The organism is Kocuria rosea (genome assembly GCF_006094695.1).
Classification (GTDB): domain Bacteria; phylum Actinomycetota; class Actinomycetes; order Actinomycetales; family Micrococcaceae; genus Kocuria; species Kocuria rosea.
Genome location: NZ_CP035103.1, coordinates 1,282,064 through 1,298,152 on the forward strand (window position 1 = coordinate 1,282,064; position 16,089 = coordinate 1,298,152).

A 16,089-nucleotide genomic window follows, 5' to 3' on the forward strand; every position below is an offset into this window, starting at 1 on the left:
GCGCCAGGACCCCGCGGTCCCCCGAGCGGCCCACCACCACTCTTCCCGAACTTTGTAGGAGATCTCCATGCCCCCGAAGACTCGCGCAGCGGCTGCCCGCAAGCCCCGCCGCAAGGACAAGAAGAACGTCACCCAGGGCCAGGCCCACATCAAGTCGACGTTCAACAACACCATCGTCACCATCACCGACCCCTCCGGCGCCGTCCTCTCCTGGTCGTCCGCCGGCGAGATGGGTTTCAAGGGCTCTCGCAAGTCCACCCCCTTCGCGGCCCAGATGGCCGCCGAGGCCGCCGCGAAGCGCGCGCAGGAGCACGGCATGCGCAAGGTCGACGTGTTCGTCAAGGGCCCCGGCTCCGGGCGCGAGACCGCCATCCGCTCCCTGCAGGCCACCGGCCTCGAGGTCGGCTCCATCTCGGACGTCACCCCGAGCGCGCACAACGGTTGCCGCCCGCCGAAGCGCCGCCGCGTCTGATGTGAGCACGCCCACCGGGACCCTGCGGGGTCCCGGTGCGCGTGCCGACAACGGACCGGGCACCGGTCCGCACCCATCAACTGTTTTCCACCATTTGCGCGCGTCATATAGCGGATGCCCGCTGAAAGGAAACATCAGTGCTCATCGCACAGCGCCCCACCCTCTCTGAAGAGGTCGTGGCCGACAACCGGTCCCGCTTCGTGATCGAACCGCTCGAGCCCGGCTTCGGCTACACCCTCGGCAACTCCCTCCGCCGCACCCTCCTGTCCTCGATCCCCGGTGCCGCCGTGACCAGCATCCGGCTCGACGGGGTGCTCCACGAGTTCTCCACCGTGGAGGGCGTGAAGGAGGACGTCTCCGAGGTCATTCTCAACATCAAGAAGCTCGCCGTCTCCTCGGAGCAGGACGAGCCCGTCGTCGCCTACCTGCGCAAGCAGGGCCCCGGCGTCGTCACCGCCGCGGACATCACGGCCCCGGCCGGTGTGGAGATCCACAACCCGGACCTGCACATCGCGACCCTCAACGCGAAGGGCCAGCTCGAGCTCGAGCTGACCATCGAGCGCGGGCGCGGGTACGTCTCCGCCGCCCAGAACAAGGCCGGGGACGCGGAGATCGGCCGCATCCCGGTCGACTCGATCTACTCGCCCGTCCTGAAGGTGACCTTCCGCGTGGAGGCCACCCGTGTGGAGCAGCGCACCGACTTCGACAAGCTGGTCCTGGACGTGGAGACCAAGGAGGCCATCACCCCGCGTGACGCCGTGGCCTCCGCCGGCACCACCCTGGTCGAGCTGTTCGGTCTCGCCCGGGAGCTCAACACGGCCGCCGAGGGCATCGAGATCGGGCCCTCGCCGACGGACGCCGCGATGGCCGCCGACATGGCGCTGCCCATCGAGGACCTCGAGCTCACCGTGCGGTCCTACAACTGCCTCAAGCGCGAGGGCATCCACACCGTGGGTGAGCTCGTGGGCCGTTCCGAGGCGGACCTGATGGACATCCGCAACTTCGGCGCCAAGTCGATCGACGAGGTCAAGGCCAAGCTCGTCGACCTCGGGCTGTCCCTCAAGGACTCGCCCCCCGGTTTCGACCTCGCCGCTCGCGCCGCCGCGATCGACGACGAGAACCCGTTCGACGACGACGACCACTAGTCCTTCCCGCTGACGTCCCGACGGGTGCCCGCCCGGGCCGGGACACACTTCCAGGAGATCAACAACCATGCCTACTCCCACCAAGGGACCCCGCCTCGGAGGCGGACCCGCGCACGAGCGCCTGATGCTGGCGAACCTGTCGCAGCAGCTGTTCGAGCACAAGCGCATCACCACCACCGTGACCAAGGCGAAGCGGATGCGTCCCTACGCCGAGCGCCTGATCACCTTCGCCAAGCGCGGTGACCTGGCCGCCCGCCGTCGCGTGCTGGCGCAGCTGACCGACAAGTCCGTGGTGCACGAGCTGTTCACCACCATCGCCTCGGCGATGGAGGACCGCAACGGCGGCTACACCCGCATCACCAAGATCGGCAACCGCAAGGGCGACAACGCCCCCATGGCGGTCATCGAGCTCGTGATGGAGCCCGTCGCGACCAAGGCCACCGTGGCCGAGGCCGAGCGCGCCACCGAGAAGGCCGCCCCGGCCCCCGCCGCCCCGGTCGACACCCCGGCGGACTCCACCGCCGGTGAGGTCGCCGCCGAGGAGATCCCCGCCGACGAGCAGGCCCCCGAGGTCGGCTCCGAGCAGGCCGCCGAGGTCGCCGCCGAGAACTCCGACGCCGAGTTCCCCGGTTCGCGCGCCCCGCTCGAGTCCGGCGAGGCTCCCGAGGGCTTCGAGGTCAAGGGCAACAAGAACTCGATGAAGTACCACGTGCCCGGCTCCCGCTGGTACGCGGGCACCACCGCCGAGATCTGGTTCGACTCGCCGGCCAACGCCGAGGCCGCCGGCTTCCAGCCGGCCGGCGGCGCCGCCGCGCAGAAGCTGCGCTGACCGGACGACGCACGGACGGACACCGCGACGCCGCCGGGGACCTGGTCCCCGGCGGCGTCGTCGTGCCCGCCGCACCCCCCACCACCCCCTTCCAGGAGCTGACCATGAGCCCGTCCGATTCCCCCGTGCGCGTGCGGATCGACCTGGCCTACGACGGCGCGCCGTTCGCCGGGTGGGCCCGTCAGCCGGGCCTGCCCACCGTGCAGGGGGCCGTGGAGGACGCCCTCGCCGTGCTGGTCCGCCGGGACGTGCGGGTCGCGGTGGCCGGCCGGACGGACACCGGGGTGCACGCCCGCGGCCAGGTGGCGCACCTGGACCTGGCCCCCTCGGAGTGGACCGGTCTCGCCCGCGGCCGGGACGAGGACCCGGGACGGGCGCTCGAACGCCGCCTCACCGGGGCCCTGGCCCACGTCCTGGGCCGCGGCCGCCGCGCGCAGGGCCTGCCCGAGTGCCCGGGCGCGGTGGTGGTCCGCCGCGCGGGCGCCGCCCCCGCCGGCTTCGACGCCCGCTTCTCCGCCGTCTCCCGCCGCTACAGCTACCGGATCGACGACGGCGCGGCGGGCCGGGACCCGCTGACCCGGCACCTGACGTGGTGGTCGAAGGACGTGCTCGACGTCCCTGTCATGGCCCGGGCGGCGCAGGAGCTGGTGGGGCTGCACGACTTCCTGTCCTTCTGCCGCCCCCGGGAGGGCGCCACGACGGTGCGGGAGGTCCTGGACGTGTCCGTCGAGCGGGACCGGGACGGGCTCGTGCTGCTGGGCATCGAGGCGGACGCCTTCTGCCACCACATGGTCCGCTCGGTCGTGGGCGCGGCCGCCCGCGTGGGCGCGGGCCGCGAGGACCCCGACTGGCTCGGCCGCCGGCTCGCGGAGCGGGTCCGGGACGCCAAGGCGCTGATGGCCCCGCCGCACGCCCTCGTGCTCGAGGAGGTCCGCTATCCCGGGGACGCCGCCCTGGGGGAGCGGGCCGAGCGCACCCGGGCGCGGCGCGCCCCGCTCGGCGACCCCGCCCGCGAGGAGCTCCGAGGAGATCCCCGCGACGCTCCCGGGACGCCCCGGCACGGCGGAGCGTGAGCCTCCGCGGGCCCGGGCGCCCGCGGGGAGATTGACCGCCGCACCCTCCGGGTGTATGGCCCGAGTGGTCTTTGGCCGCTCCATCCGGTACCGTGGGGTGCTGTTGTGCGTGTCCCGCCTCGGTTCACGTGTACCCGGATCCGCTGTCCCGTTGCAGGACGCCTGGCGGTCCGGTGCACCGGGGTCTCGGGCACCGGATGCAGCTCGGCCCTCACCCGAGCCCCGGACGGCACACCGAGAAACGGCGTGATCCCAACTAGCGCCACCGAGATAACCCGAACGAAGGCAAACTAACGTGCGTACGTACACCCCGAAGCCCGGTGACATCCAGCGCCAGTGGCACGTCATCGATGCCACCGACGTCGTCCTGGGTCGCCTTGCCAGCCAGACCGCAACGCTGCTGCGCGGAAAGCACAAGCCGATCTTTGCTCCCCACGTGGACGCCGGTGATTTCGTCATCATCATCAACGCCGAGAAGGTGGCCCTGACCGGCTCCAAGCTCGAGAAGAAGCGGGCCTACCGCCACTCCGGCTACCCGGGCGGGCTCAAGTCCAGCTCCTACGCCGAGCTGCTGGAGAAGCACCCGGTCCGCGCCGTGGAGAAGGCCATCCGTGGCATGCTCCCGAAGAACAAGCTGGCCGCCCAGCAGATGTCCAAGCTCAAGGTCTACGCCGGCCCGGAGCACCCCCACGGTGCCCAGCAGCCGCAGACCTTCGAGTTCACCCAGGTCGCCCAGTAACCGGGCCTACGACAGAAACGAGCGAGGAAAATCGTGGCTCAGAATACTGAAGAGCAGAACATCGTGGACGGCGAGGAGCAGCTGAGCAGCTACACCTCCGAGTCCTCCCCCGCGGAGGAGACCGAGGCCGCCGCCGAGCGCCCGGCCCTCACCGTCTCCGGCCAGGCCGTCGGCCGCCGCAAGGAGGCCGTCGCCCGCGTGCGCGTCGTCCCCGGCTCCGGCCAGTGGACCGTCAACGGCCGCACCCTGGAGAACTACTTCCCGAACAAGCTGCACCAGCAGGAGGTCAACGACCCCTTCAAGGTGCTGGAGCTCGAGGGCGCCTACGACGTCATCGCCCGCATCCACGGCGGTGGCCCCTCCGGCCAGGCCGGTGCCCTGCGCCACGGCGTGGCGCGTGCCCTGAACGAGATCGACCTCGAGAACAACCGCCCGACCCTCAAGAAGGCCGGCTTCCTGACCCGCGACCCGCGCGTCATCGAGCGCAAGAAGGCCGGTCTCAAGAAGGCCCGCAAGGCTCCGCAGTACTCGAAGCGCTGATCGGAGGGCCTCCCGGCCCGCCCCAGCGTCACGGACCCCGTCCGACCCGGTGCACACCGGTGTCGGACGGGGTCCCGTCGTTTCTGCCCGCCTGCCGGTGTCCGGGCCGCGGGGAACGTAGGATGGGGGCGATGTCTAGATTATTCGGAACGGACGGCGTGCGCGGGCTCGCGAACGACCTCCTCACAGCCAACATGACCCTGGACCTGGCCCAGGCCGCCGCGATCGTGCTCGGCCACGGCCACGCACGCGAGGGGCGGCGCCCCACGGCGGTCGTCGCCCGGGACGGGCGGGCCAGCGGGGAGTTCCTCAGCGCCGCCGTGACCGCGGGTCTCGCCGGCTCGGGCGTGGACGTCCACGACGCCGGGGTCCTGCCGACCCCCGCGCTGGCCTACCTGGTGGCGGACCTCGACGCCGACTTCGGCGTGATGATCTCCGCCTCGCACAACCCGGCCCCCGACAACGGGATCAAGTTCCTGGCCCACGGCGGGCGGAAGCTCCCGGACCGGGTGGAGGACGAGATCCAGCAGGTCTTCGAGTCCGGCGACTTCCGGCGCCCCACCGGCGCCGGGGTCGGGCGCATCCACCTGCTCACGGACGCCGAGGACCGCTACGTCCTGCACCTGGTGGGGGCCATCCCGCACCGGCTCGAGGGGATGCGCGTGGTCCTGGACTGCGCCAACGGCGCCGCCAGCGGGGTCTCGCCGGACGCCTTCCGCGGCGCGGGCGCCGAGGTGCACGTCATCGGCGCGGAGCCCGACGGCCTGAACATCAACGACGGCTGCGGCTCGACCCACCTGGAGCCCCTCCAGCGGGCCGTCGTCGAGCTCGGGGCCGACCTCGGGATCGCCCACGACGGCGACGCCGACCGCTGCCTCGCCGTGGACGCCACCGGCCGCGAGGTCGACGGGGACCAGATCATGGCGATCCTCGCCCTGGCGCTCAAGGACGCGGGCCGGCTCGTCGAGGACACGCTCGTGGCCACCGTGATGAGCAACCTCGGCCTCAAGCTGGCCCTGCGGGACGCGGGCATCGACGTGCGGGAGACCGCCGTGGGGGACCGCTACGTCCTCGAGACGATGACCGAGCACGGGTACAACCTGGGCGGCGAGCAGTCCGGCCACGTGATCATGTCCGACTACGCCACCACCGGCGACGGGCTGCTGACCGGGCTGATGCTGGCCTCGCGCGTGGCCCAGACCCGCGCACCGCTCGCGGAGCTGGCCCGCGTGATGACGCGGCTGCCGCAGGTGCTGCTCAACGTGCGCGGGGTGGACCGCACCGCGGTGGGCTCCAATCCCGGGGTGCAGGCGGCCGTCGCGGAGGTCGAGCAGCGCCTCGGCGAGACGGGCCGCGTGCTGCTGCGCCCCTCGGGGACCGAGCCGGTGGTCCGCGTGATGGTCGAGGCGGCCTCCGAGGAGATCGCCCGGGCCGAGACGGAGTTCCTCGCGTCCGTCGTGGAGCGCGAGCTGGCCCTCACCGTCTGAGCCGGTCCCGCCGGACGCCGGAGGCCCGCACCGTGCGCACGGTGCCGGCCTCCGGCGTCCGGCGGGTTCGGCGGGACCGGGATCAGGTGCGCCGGCGCAGGGCGTCGCGGATCTCGGTGAGCAGCTGCACCTGGGCGTCGGCCTCCTCCTCGGTGGGATCGATGCCGAGCCGGCGGTTGCGGGCCTCGATCATCTTGTTCATCGGCAGCACGATGGCGAAGTACACGGCGGCGGCCACGAGCAGGAAGTTGACGAGCGCGGTGAGCAGCACGCCGAACCTGATGTCGTTGCCGTTGACGGTGAGCACCGCGAACGAGTCGAAGTTGGGCGAGCCGACCAGCGCGGAGATGAGCGGCATGAGCACCGCCTCGACCATGGCGTTGACGACCTGGGCGAACGCCGCGCCGATGATCACGGCGACGGCCAGGTCGAGCACGTTGCCCTTCATGATGAATTCCCGGAATCCCTTGAGCATGGCCACAGACTAGCCGGGCGCGGGTGCTCCGTAGTCCGGGGCCGGCGGCAGGCCGGAGAACTCCTCGAGCGTCGCGGCGCCCGAGCGCGCGAGCTCCTGGGCCCGCTCCGTCCCGAGGTAGCGCAGGTGCCACGGCTCGTACCAGTAGCCGGTGGTGCCGTGCTCGCCCCAGGGGTAGCGGACCACGAAGCCGTGCTCCGGCCCGTGCTCGGCCACCCACGCGGCGGTGGCCGTCCCGTCGAAGCACACGCGCAGGTCGCACCCGGAGCCCTCGCCGACGTCCACCGCCAGCCCGGTCTGGTGCTCCGAGTGACCCGGGCGGGCGGACGCCGTGTCGGCGGCCTCCAGGCCCTTCTGCGCCACCCACCCGGCGTACGTGCGGGACTGCTCGGTGAAGGAGCGGTAGCCCGACACGATCCGGACCGGCACGCCGTCCGCCCGGGCCGCGGCCAGCAGCGTGCGCGCCGCGGCGGCCGCCTCGGGGCGCAGCAGGTGCCCCTCGAGGTCCTCGAGGGCGGCGGGTGCCCAGTCCTGCGGGTCCAGGGGCCGACGCTTGTTGACCACCACGGCGAGCGAGGCGGGGTCGTCCAGCTCCGGGCGCGGTCCCGGCCCCCGGCCGGTGGTGGGCGCCGGTGCTGGCAACGCCGTGCCGGAGGCGGACGCCGGCCCGGACGGGGACGCCGGAGCCGGCACGGACGCAGGACCGGACCCGGGCGGGGCGGGCGCGGCCGGTGCCGCGGTGGTGCCGGAGGGTTCCGGCGGGGCCGGGGGAGCGGCCCCGGGATCAGGTGCGCACCCGGCCACGAGCACCGCGGCGGTGAGCAGGAGGGCGCCGGCGCGCAGGGCGTCCATCAGTTCTTGCGCAGCAGCACGCGCCGGATCGAGTGGTCGGAGTCCTTGGAGAGGATCAGCCGGGCGCGGCCGCGCGTCGGCTGCACGTTCTCGATCAGGTTGGGCTCGTTGATCCGCCGCCAGATGCCGGTGGCGGTGGCCACGGCCTTCTCGTCGGAGAGGTCGGCGTAGCGGTGGAAGTAGGAGCCGGGGTCGGCGAACGCGGAGGAGCGCAGGGCCTGGAACCGCTCCACGTACCAGCGCTCGATGTCCGCGGGCCGGGCGTCCACGTAGATCGAGAAGTCGAAGAAGTCGCTCAGGGCGAGGGCGGCCCGGTCCCCGGGGCCCACCTTGGCGGGGGCGAGCACGTTGAGCCCCTCGATGATGACCACGTCCGGGCGGGTCACCACGACCTCCTCGCCGGGCAGGATGTCGTAGCTGTGGTGCGAGTACTTGGGCGCCCGCACCTCGGGGGCGCCCGACTTGATCTTGGCGACGAAGCGCAGCAGGGCGCGGCGGTCGTAGGACTCCGGGAAGCCCTTGCGGTCCATGAGCCCGCGGCGCTGCAGCTCCGCGTTGGGGTACAGGAACCCGTCCGTGGTGATGAGCTGCACGTGGGGGGTGGACGGCCACCGGGACAGCAGCTCGCGCAGGAGGCGGGCCGTGGTGGACTTGCCGGCGGCCACGGAGCCGGCGATGCCGATCACGAACGGGGTCCGGGCGTGCTCCTCGCCGAGGAACGCGTTGGTCGAGGCGTTGAGCCGGTTCGACGACTCGTCGTAGAGGGTCAGCAGCCGCGAGATGGGGAGGTACACCTCGCGGACCTCCGCGACGTCGAGCCGGTCGCCGAGGCCGCGCAGGTTCTCGATCTCCCGAGAGGTGAGGGGAACGTCGATCTCGTGGGAGAGTCTCGACCAGGTCTGCCGGTCGAGCTCCACGAAGGGCGAGGCGCGTTCGCTCAGCGTAGATGCGGTCATCGACCACAGTCTAGACCGCACCCCGGCGCCCGAGGTGTACCGGAGACAGGCCCCGTACCCGGGTGTAGATTTGGTCTCGATCCGGTATTCGCCGTGAGAGAACTCACAGCAGTGCACGGCGCGTGCGCTCCGCCGGTGGAGGACCACCCCGCTCGAGAGTCAGGACAGGACCATGGCGACGGCAACGACCTCAGAGACCACAGCACCGGCGGGAGGGCGGTCGACGGCGGCCCGCGCGCACGTGCAGCGCTTCGGCACGTTCCTCTCGGGGATGATCATGCCCAACATCGGGGCGTTCATCGCCTGGGGGCTGATCACCGCGTTCTTCATCGAGGCGGGCTTCACCCCCTTCGGCCCGCTGGGCGGGTTCGGCGAGAACGCCGAGGGCGAGCCGTACACGGGCCTCGTCGGCCCGATGATCACCTACCTCCTGCCGCTGCTGATCGCCTACACGGGCGGGCGGATGGTCTACGACGTCCGCGGCGGCGTGGTCGGGGCGATCGCGACGATGGGCGTGATCGTGGGCACCGACATCCCCATGTTCATCGGGGCGATGCTCATGGGCCCGCTGACCGCGTGGGTGATGAAGAAGGTCGACGCCATCTGGGACGGGAAGATCAAGCCCGGCTTCGAGATGCTCGTGAACAACTTCTCCGCCGGCATCCTGGCCGCGGCCATGGCCATCTTCGGCTTCTTCCTGATCGGCCCCGCCGTGCTGGCCTTCTCCAACGCGGCCGCCTCGGCGGTGGACTTCCTGGTCACCCGGGGGCTGCTGCCGCTGACCTCGATCCTCATCGAGCCCGCGAAGGTGCTGTTCCTCAACAACGCGATCAACCACGGCATCCTCACCCCCCTGGGCACCGCCCAGGCCCTGGAGGAGGGCAAGTCGATCCTCTTCCTGCTCGAGGCCAACCCCGGCCCCGGTCTGGGCATCCTGCTGGCCTACACGGTCTTCGGCCGCGGCGCCGCGCGCGCCTCGGCCCCCGGCGCGGCCCTGATCCACTTCGTGGGCGGCATCCACGAGATCTACTTCCCGTACGTGCTGATGAAGCCGGCGCTGATCCTGGCGGCGATCGCGGGAGGCATGACGGGCATCTTCACGCTGACCCTCTTCGACGCGGGCCTGCGCGCCCCGGCCGCCCCGGGCTCGATCATCGCGATCTTCGCCCAGGCCACCACCGACAGCTACGTGGGCGTGGCCCTCGCGGTGACGGCCGCGACCGCCGTGTCCTTCTTCGTGGCCTCGATCATCCTCAAGGCCTCCAAGGACAAGGGCGAGGGAGACCTCACCGAGGCCACCTCCCGGATGGAGGGGATGAAGGGCAAGAAGAGCTCCGTGTCCTCCGCGATCGTCGGCACCAGCGGCGGCGCGGACACCGGCGGGACCCCCGCCCGTGAGCTGGCCGACGGCGGACCGGTGCAGCGCATCGTGTTCGCGTGCGACGCCGGCATGGGCTCCTCCGCGATGGGCGCCTCCGTGCTGCGGAACAAGGTCAAGGCGGCCGGGTTCGCCGACGTCAAGGTCACCAACGCGGCGATCGCCAACCTCACCGACGACTTCGACATCGTGGTCACCCACCAGGACCTGGCCACCCGCGCCCGGCCGAAGGTGCCCAGCGCCGCGGTGGTGACCGTCGACAACTTCATGGGCAGCCCCCGCTACGACGAGATCGTCGAGGCCGTGCAGCAGCGCAACGGCGCCGCCGTCCCGGCGGGCGGCGGCGCGGCGGCGGCCACGGCCGGCGGCGGGGGAGCGGCCTCCGGCGGCGACACCGTGGCCGCGGACCCGGGCGAGGGCGCCGGGACGTCCGGGGACGCCACCATCCTCACCAGGGACCGGATCGTCATGGACGGCGGCGCGCGCAACGCCGCGCAGGCCATCGACGAGGCCGGCGGCCTGCTGGTGGCGGCCGGTGCCGTGACCGACGCGTACGTGGCCTCCATGCACGAGCGCGAGGAGTCGGTGTCCACCTTCATGGGCAACGGCCTGGCCATCCCGCACGGCACCAACCAGGCCAAGGACAGCATCCGCTCCTCGGCCCTGTCGGTCGTGCGCTACCCCGAGGGCCTGGACTGGAACGGCAAGCCCGTCACCTGGGTGATCGGCATCGCCGGCAAGGACAACGAGCACCTCGCGATCCTCTCCCGGGTCGCGAAGATCTTCGGCAACAAGGAGAAGGTGCGCCAGCTGGACGAGGCGAGGACCGCCGACGAAGTGCTCGACCTGCTGGGGAAGGTGAACGACTGATGAAGTGCGTCCACTTCGGGGCGGGCAACATCGGCCGCGGCTTCGTCGGCCTGCTCATGCACCGCTCGGGCTACGAGGTCGTGTTCGCCGACGTGGCGGCCCCGCTGATCGACGCGCTGGCGTCGACCCCCAGCTACACCGTGCACGAGGTCGGCGCCGGCTCCCGCGACACGGTCGTCGAGGGGTACCGGGCGCTCAACTCGGCGGACGCCCCGGAGTCCGTGGTCGCCGAGATCGCCACGGCGGACGTGGTCACCACGGCCGTGGGCGCGCACATCCTCAAGTTCGTGGCGCCGCTCGTGGCGCGCGGCATCGCCGCGCGCCCGGACGGCGCATCCCCCGTGGCGGTCATGGCGTGCGAGAACGCCCTGTCCGCCACGGACCTGCTCGCCGAGGCCGTCCGCGCCGAGTACGGCGGCGAGGACCTCGACCGCCGGGCGGTGTTCGCCAACACCGCCGTCGACCGGATCGTGCCCCAGCAGGACGGCGGCGGGCTCGACGTGGTCGTGGAGCAGTTCCACGAGTGGGTCATCGACCGCACCCCGTTCGCGGGGGGCGAGCCGGCCATCGAGGGGGCGACCTACGTCGACGACCTCGTGCCCTACATCGAGCGCAAGCTGTTCACGGTCAACACCGGCCACGCCGCGTGCGCGTACTTCGGCTACCGGGCCGGCCGGCACCGCATCGCGGAGGCGATCGCCGACCCCGGGATCCGGGAGCGGGTCGCGGCAGCGCTCGCGGAGACGCAGGCGCTGCTCGTGGCGAAGCACGGGTTCGACGAGCAGGAGCACGGACGCTACGTCGCGAAGATCCTCGACCGCTTCGCCAACGAGCACCTCCCCGACACCGTGGAGCGCGTGGGCCGCGCCCCGCTGCGCAAGCTCGGCCGGCACGAGCGGTTCGTGGGCCCGGCGGCCGAGCTGGCCGAACGGGGCCTGGGCACCGACGGGCTGCAGGCGGCCGTGGGGGCCGCCCTGCGCTTCGACCCGGCCGACGACCCGGAGGCCGTCCGGCTGGGCGAGCTCCTCGACACGCTGGAGCCGGCCGACGCCGTCCGGGAGATCACGGGGCTGGACGCCGGGCACCCGCTCTTCCCGCCGCTCGAGGCGCTGGTGGCCGACGCCGTCCGGGAGCGCCGGGGCTGACCGGACCCCACGGAAGGGCCCACAGGCGGGACGGGCCGTGTCCCCAGAAGAGGCGAGAACACGGCCCGGCCCGCCGGGTCCGGTGCGCCCGGCCGGGCGAGATCCATGCGGTACTGTGAAGCGCATGTGTGGAATTGTTGGATATGTGGGCCCCTCCTCCCAGCGCTCGGACGTGCCCGGCTCCGGGCACGACGCCCTGGACGTCCTCGTCGAGGGCCTCCGGCGCCTCGAGTACCGCGGCTACGACTCCGCGGGCGTGGCCGTCGTCGCGGACGGCACCGTCGGCTTCCGCAAGAAGGCCGGCAAGCTGCTCAACCTCGAGCAGGAGCTGCGCGACAGCCCGCTGCCCCGCTCCACCACCGGCATCGGACACACCCGCTGGGCCACCCACGGCGGACCGTCGGACGTCAACGCCCACCCGCACGTCGTCGACGGCGGCCGGCTCGCCGTGATCCACAACGGCATCATCGAGAACTTCGCCGAGCTCAAGCGCGAGCTGATCGAGAAGGGCCACGAGTTCCGCTCGGAGACCGACACCGAGGTCGCCGCCGTGCTCCTGGCCGACACCTACAACGACCTCGGCGACCAGGACCTGACCGCGGCCATGCAGGTCGCGTGCCGCCGGCTCGAGGGCGCGTTCACGCTCCTCGCCGTGCACGTGGACCACCCCGGCCGCGTGGTCGCCGCCCGCCGCAACTCGCCGCTGGTGCTCGGGCTGGGCGAGGGCGAGAACTTCCTCGGCTCCGACGTCTCCGGGTTCATCGACTACACCCGCAGCGCCGTGGAGCTGGGACAGGACCAGGTCGTGTCCATCACGGCCGACGACTACGAGATCACCGACTTCCACGGCAACCACGCGGACGGCAAGCCCTTCCAGGTGCTGTGGGACGCGGCCGCCGCCGAGAAGGGCGGCTTCCCGTCCTTCATGGAGAAGGAGATCAACGAGCAGCCCGCCGCCGTGGAGCAGACCCTCATGGGCCGCACCGACCCGGACGGCAACCTGGTCCTCGACGAGCTCAGGATCGACGAGGCGGTGCTCCGCGCCGTGGACAAGATCGTCGTCGTGGCCTGCGGCACCGCCGCCTACGCGGGGCAGGTCGCCCGGTACGCGATCGAGCACTGGTGCCGGATCCCCACCGAGGTCGAGCTCGCCCACGAGTTCCGCTACCGGGACCCGATCGTCAACGAGCGGACCCTGGTGGTCGCCCTGTCCCAGTCCGGCGAGACCATGGACACCCTCATGGCGGTCCGGCACGCCCAGGAGCAGGGGGCCAAGGTCGTGGCGATCTGCAACACCAACGGCTCCACGATCCCGCGCGAGGCCGACGCCGCGCTCTACACGCACGCCGGACCCGAGATCGCCGTCGCCTCGACCAAGGCGTTCCTGGCCCAGATCACCGCCGCCTACCTCCTGGGCCTCTACCTGGCCCAGCTGCGCGGCAACAAGTACAAGGACGAGATCGGGGAGATCCTCGCCGAGCTGGAGGCCATGCCGGCCAAGATCCAGCAGGTCATCGACGCGCAGGCCGCGGTCAAGGATCTCGCGCAGTCCATGAAGGACGCCTCGTCCGTGCTCTTCCTGGGCCGCCACGTCGGCTTCCCGGTGGCCCTCGAGGGCGCGCTCAAGCTCAAGGAGATCGCCTACATCCACGCCGAGGGCTTCGCCGCCGGCGAGCTCAAGCACGGGCCGATCGCCCTCATCGAGGAGGGCCAGCCGGTGTTCGTCATCGTCCCCTCCCCGCGCGGACGGGACTCGCTGCACGCGAAGGTGGTCTCCAACATCCAGGAGATCCGTGCCCGCGGGGCCGTGACCATCGTCATCGCGGAGGAGGGGGACGAGGCCGTCGCCGACTACGCGAACCACATCTTCCGCGTGCCGCAGTCCCCGGTGCTGCTCCAGCCGCTGCTGACCACGGTCCCGCTGCAGATCTTCGCGTGCGAGCTGGCCACGGCGAAGGGCTACGACGTCGACCAGCCCCGCAACCTCGCGAAGTCCGTCACCGTCGAGTAGTCCGCGCCCGCCGCTGCGCCGGCCCGCCGCCCCGGTTCCTCCCGGGCGGCGGGCCGGCGGTCGTTAGGCTGGGGACCATGATCATCGGCACCGGCATCGACGTGGTGGACATCGCCCGCTTCGAGGAGCAGATCGCCCGCACCCCCGGCCTCGTGGCCCGGCTGTTCACCCCGCTCGAGCGGGATCTGCACGTGCGCTCGCTCGCCGCGCGCTTCGCCGCCAAGGAGGCGGCGGCGAAGGCGCTCAAGGCGCCGCCCGGGATGATCTGGCAGCACTGCTGGATCGAGAAGGACCCCTCCGGTGCCCCGCTGCTGTGCACCGAGGGAACGGTGGCGGAGGAGGCGCGCCGGCAGGGCATCGACCGGTGGCACCTCACCATGACGCACGACGGCGGGATCGCCATGGCCATGGTCATCGCCGAGCGCACCGGGGACGGGGGGCAGGCGTGATCGCCGCCTGGACCGGGGCGCAGGTGCGCGCGGCCGAGACGCCCTTCCTCGAGCGCGGGGAGGGCCCCGCCCTGATGCGGCGCGCCGCCCACGGCCTGGCCCTCGTCGGCGCGCAGCGCCTGCGCGGGCGCCGGGGGCGGGTCGCCGGAGCGCGCGTGGTCGTGCTCGCCGGCACCGGCAACAACGGCGGGGACGGGCTGTGGGCGGGGGCGGAGCTGGCGGGCCGCGGCGCCTCCGTGCTCGCCGTGGCGCTCGGCGACCGGCTGCACCCCGAGGGCGGGGCCGCCCTCGAGGCCGCGGGGGGACGGGTGCTGCGCGCCGGGGACGGCGGGCCCGCCCTCGAGGAGGCGGCCGAGCAGGTGCTCCGCGCCGACCTCGTGCTCGACGCCGTGCTGGGCACCGGCGCCCGGGGCGGGCTGCGCGGGCCGGCGGCGGAGCTCGTCCGCGCGGTCCTGGACCGGTGGCCCCCGGAGGGGGCCCCCGCGGTCGTGGCGTGCGACGTCCCCTCGGGCGTCTCGGCGGACACGGGCGCGGTGGCCGGGCCGGTCCTGGCCGCGGACGTCACCGTGACGTTCGGCGGAGCCAAGGCCGGGCTGTTCCTGCCGCCGGGGGACCGGTGGTGCGGCGAGGTGCGGACCGTGCCCCTCGGGATCGAGCACGCCCTGCCCGCCCCCGCGCTGCGGCGCCTGGAGCCCGACGACGTCGCGGAGCTGTGGCCGCGGCCGGGGGCGGCCTCCCACAAGTACTCCCGGGGCGTGGTGGGCGTCGTGGCCGGCTCCCCGACCTACCCCGGGGCGGCGCTGATGTGCACGCGCGCCGCCGTGGACGCCGGCGCCGGCATGGTCCGCCACCTCGGCGACGCCGCCACCCGCTCCCTGGTGTGCCTGACCAGCCCCGAAGTGGTCGCCTCCGAGGACCACCCCGACGACGTCCACGTCCAGGCGTGGGTCGTGGGCCCCGGCGCGGTGGGCGACGCGGCCCAGGAGTCCCGGATCGGCGCCGTGCTCGCGGCCCCGATCCCCGCCGTCGTCGACGCCGGCGCCCTCGACGCGGCGGCCCGGGCGGCCGCCGACGGCGCCCTCGGCCCCGGCAAGGTCCTCACCCCGCACGCCGGGGAGCTCGAGCAGGTGCTCGCCTGGCTCGCCGCCCTCGGCGGCGGCGGGCAGGCGCCGGACCGGGCGGCGATCGAGGCCGAGCCCGCCCGGTGGGCGCGCGCGGCCGCGGAGGCGACCGGCGCCGTCGTCGTCCTCAAGGGCGCCACCACCCTGGTGGCGTCCCCCGACGGGACGCTGTTCTCCCAGGCCGACGGCAGCCCGTGGCTGGCGACCGCCGGCAGCGGGGACACCCTCGCGGGCATCATGGGCGCAGCGCTCGCCGGCAGCGCCGAGGACCCGGACGCGTTCGCCGCCGCGGGGGACTGGGCCCGCGGGGACACCCGCCGCGCGGTGGCCGCCGCCCTCGCCGTGGCCGTGCACGGCTACGCCTCCCGGCTGGAGGGCCTCGGCCCCGTGCCCCCCACGGCGCTGTCCGCGAACGTGCGCACGGTCCTGCGCCGGGACCGCTGAGCCGGCGGTCCCGGCCCCGGCGGACCGCCCCGGGGACACGGGCGCCTCCGGTCCGGGCTAAGATCGATCCCACTTGCCCCAACACCCAGCCCGCTGACGGTGA

General features: G+C 73.1%; 15 protein-coding genes. 12 read left to right on the top strand and 3 right to left on the bottom strand.

Annotated features, from left to right (window positions below; genetic code table 11):
- Positions 1–67 precede the first annotated feature (67 nt).
- The 7 genes from rpsK (at position 68) to glmM (ending at position 6,285) form a co-directional block, all read left to right on the top strand.
- Complete coding sequence (gene rpsK / locus EQG70_RS05940; protein ID WP_017833322.1) at positions 68–472, top strand: 30S ribosomal protein S11; 405 nt, start codon at positions 68–70, stop codon at positions 470–472.
- A gap of 137 nt (positions 473–609) precedes the next feature.
- Positions 610–1,617, top strand: a complete 1,008-nt coding sequence (locus EQG70_RS05945) for a DNA-directed RNA polymerase subunit alpha (RefSeq protein WP_017833323.1) — start codon at positions 610–612, stop codon at positions 1,615–1,617.
- A 67-nt stretch (positions 1,618–1,684) separates the two neighbouring features.
- Positions 1,685–2,446 (top strand): 50S ribosomal protein L17, sunset domain variant, encoded by a 762-nt coding sequence (gene rplQ / locus EQG70_RS05950; RefSeq protein WP_031282955.1) that lies wholly within the window; start codon positions 1,685–1,687, stop codon positions 2,444–2,446.
- A gap of 104 nt (positions 2,447–2,550) precedes the next feature.
- Positions 2,551–3,519, top strand: coding sequence for a tRNA pseudouridine synthase A (locus EQG70_RS05955; RefSeq protein WP_109268115.1), 969 nt, complete (start codon positions 2,551–2,553; stop codon positions 3,517–3,519).
- 295 nt (positions 3,520–3,814) lie between these two features.
- On the top strand, positions 3,815–4,258 hold the full coding sequence (gene rplM, locus EQG70_RS05960) for a 50S ribosomal protein L13 (protein WP_109268114.1): 444 nt from the start codon (positions 3,815–3,817) through the stop codon (positions 4,256–4,258).
- Positions 4,259–4,291: 33 nt separating this feature from the next.
- Positions 4,292–4,798 (top strand): 30S ribosomal protein S9, encoded by a 507-nt coding sequence (rpsI, locus tag EQG70_RS05965; protein WP_031282957.1) that lies wholly within the window; start codon positions 4,292–4,294, stop codon positions 4,796–4,798.
- A gap of 131 nt (positions 4,799–4,929) precedes the next feature.
- A complete protein-coding gene (gene glmM / locus EQG70_RS05970) occupies positions 4,930–6,285 on the top strand; it encodes a phosphoglucosamine mutase (RefSeq protein WP_031282958.1) in 1,356 nt (451 codons plus the stop codon).
- Positions 6,286–6,367: 82 nt separating this feature from the next.
- Here glmM and mscL read toward each other — a convergent pair whose 3' ends face one another.
- From mscL to coaA, 3 genes are read right to left on the bottom strand one after another with little or no spacing between them, the layout of a single operon-like run.
- Positions 6,368–6,760 (bottom strand): large conductance mechanosensitive channel protein MscL, encoded by a 393-nt coding sequence (mscL, locus tag EQG70_RS05975; protein WP_109268113.1) that lies wholly within the window; start codon positions 6,758–6,760, stop codon positions 6,368–6,370.
- A 9-nt stretch (positions 6,761–6,769) separates the two neighbouring features.
- Positions 6,770–7,612 (bottom strand): M15 family metallopeptidase, encoded by an 843-nt coding sequence (locus EQG70_RS05980; RefSeq protein WP_109268112.1) that lies wholly within the window; start codon positions 7,610–7,612, stop codon positions 6,770–6,772.
- On the bottom strand, positions 7,612–8,568 hold the full coding sequence (gene coaA, locus EQG70_RS05985) for a type I pantothenate kinase (protein ID WP_031282962.1): 957 nt from the start codon (positions 8,566–8,568) through the stop codon (positions 7,612–7,614). Before coaA ends, EQG70_RS05980 begins: the two co-directional genes overlap by 1 nt.
- Positions 8,569–8,740: 172 nt before the next feature.
- Here coaA and EQG70_RS05990 point away from each other — a divergent pair, with 172 nt between their 5' ends.
- The 5 genes from EQG70_RS05990 to EQG70_RS06010 all read left to right on the top strand — a co-directional run bounded on the left by EQG70_RS05990 (position 8,741) and on the right by EQG70_RS06010 (position 15,986).
- The gene (locus tag EQG70_RS05990) at positions 8,741–10,816 is read left to right on the top strand and encodes a PTS mannitol transporter subunit IICBA (protein ID WP_031282963.1); all 2,076 of its coding nucleotides are present in this window, start codon (positions 8,741–8,743) and stop codon (positions 10,814–10,816) included.
- A complete protein-coding gene (locus EQG70_RS05995; protein ID WP_035924835.1) occupies positions 10,816–11,961 on the top strand; it encodes a mannitol-1-phosphate 5-dehydrogenase in 1,146 nt (381 codons plus the stop codon). The genes EQG70_RS05990 and EQG70_RS05995 overlap by 1 nt, the downstream gene beginning before the upstream one ends.
- Positions 11,962–12,085: 124 nt before the next feature.
- The gene (gene glmS / locus EQG70_RS06000) at positions 12,086–13,972 is read left to right on the top strand and encodes a glutamine--fructose-6-phosphate transaminase (isomerizing) (protein ID WP_095650580.1); all 1,887 of its coding nucleotides are present in this window, start codon (positions 12,086–12,088) and stop codon (positions 13,970–13,972) included.
- Between the two features lie 77 nt (positions 13,973–14,049).
- Positions 14,050–14,421 (top strand): holo-ACP synthase, encoded by a 372-nt coding sequence (locus tag EQG70_RS06005; RefSeq protein WP_035924832.1) that lies wholly within the window; start codon positions 14,050–14,052, stop codon positions 14,419–14,421.
- Positions 14,418–15,986, top strand: a complete 1,569-nt coding sequence (locus EQG70_RS06010; RefSeq protein ID WP_109268111.1) for an NAD(P)H-hydrate epimerase — start codon at positions 14,418–14,420, stop codon at positions 15,984–15,986. Before EQG70_RS06005 ends, EQG70_RS06010 begins: the two co-directional genes overlap by 4 nt.
- Positions 15,987–16,089 lie beyond the last annotated feature (103 nt).

What these genes read in the sequence shown, in the direction of transcription:
- rpsK (WP_017833322.1), top strand. Translation starts at nt 68, where the DNA reads ATGCCCCCGAAGACTCGCGCAGCGGCTGCCCGCAAGCCCCGCCGCAAG.
- rplQ (WP_031282955.1), top strand. Translation starts at nt 1,685, where the DNA reads ATGCCTACTCCCACCAAGGGACCCCGCCTCGGAGGCGGACCCGCGCAC.
- EQG70_RS05955 (WP_109268115.1), top strand. Translation starts at nt 2,551, where the DNA reads ATGAGCCCGTCCGATTCCCCCGTGCGCGTGCGGATCGACCTGGCCTAC.
- glmM (WP_031282958.1), top strand. Translation starts at nt 4,930, where the DNA reads ATGTCTAGATTATTCGGAACGGACGGCGTGCGCGGGCTCGCGAACGAC.
- mscL (WP_109268113.1), bottom strand. Translation starts at nt 6,760, where the DNA reads ATGCTCAAGGGATTCCGGGAATTCATCATGAAGGGCAACGTGCTCGAC.
- EQG70_RS05980 (WP_109268112.1), bottom strand. Translation starts at nt 7,612, where the DNA reads ATGGACGCCCTGCGCGCCGGCGCCCTCCTGCTCACCGCCGCGGTGCTC.
- coaA (WP_031282962.1), bottom strand. Translation starts at nt 8,568, where the DNA reads ATGACCGCATCTACGCTGAGCGAACGCGCCTCGCCCTTCGTGGAGCTC.
- EQG70_RS05990 (WP_031282963.1), top strand. Translation starts at nt 8,741, where the DNA reads ATGGCGACGGCAACGACCTCAGAGACCACAGCACCGGCGGGAGGGCGG.
- EQG70_RS05995 (WP_035924835.1), top strand. Translation starts at nt 10,816, where the DNA reads ATGAAGTGCGTCCACTTCGGGGCGGGCAACATCGGCCGCGGCTTCGTC.
- glmS (WP_095650580.1), top strand. Translation starts at nt 12,086, where the DNA reads ATGTGTGGAATTGTTGGATATGTGGGCCCCTCCTCCCAGCGCTCGGAC.
- EQG70_RS06005 (WP_035924832.1), top strand. Translation starts at nt 14,050, where the DNA reads ATGATCATCGGCACCGGCATCGACGTGGTGGACATCGCCCGCTTCGAG.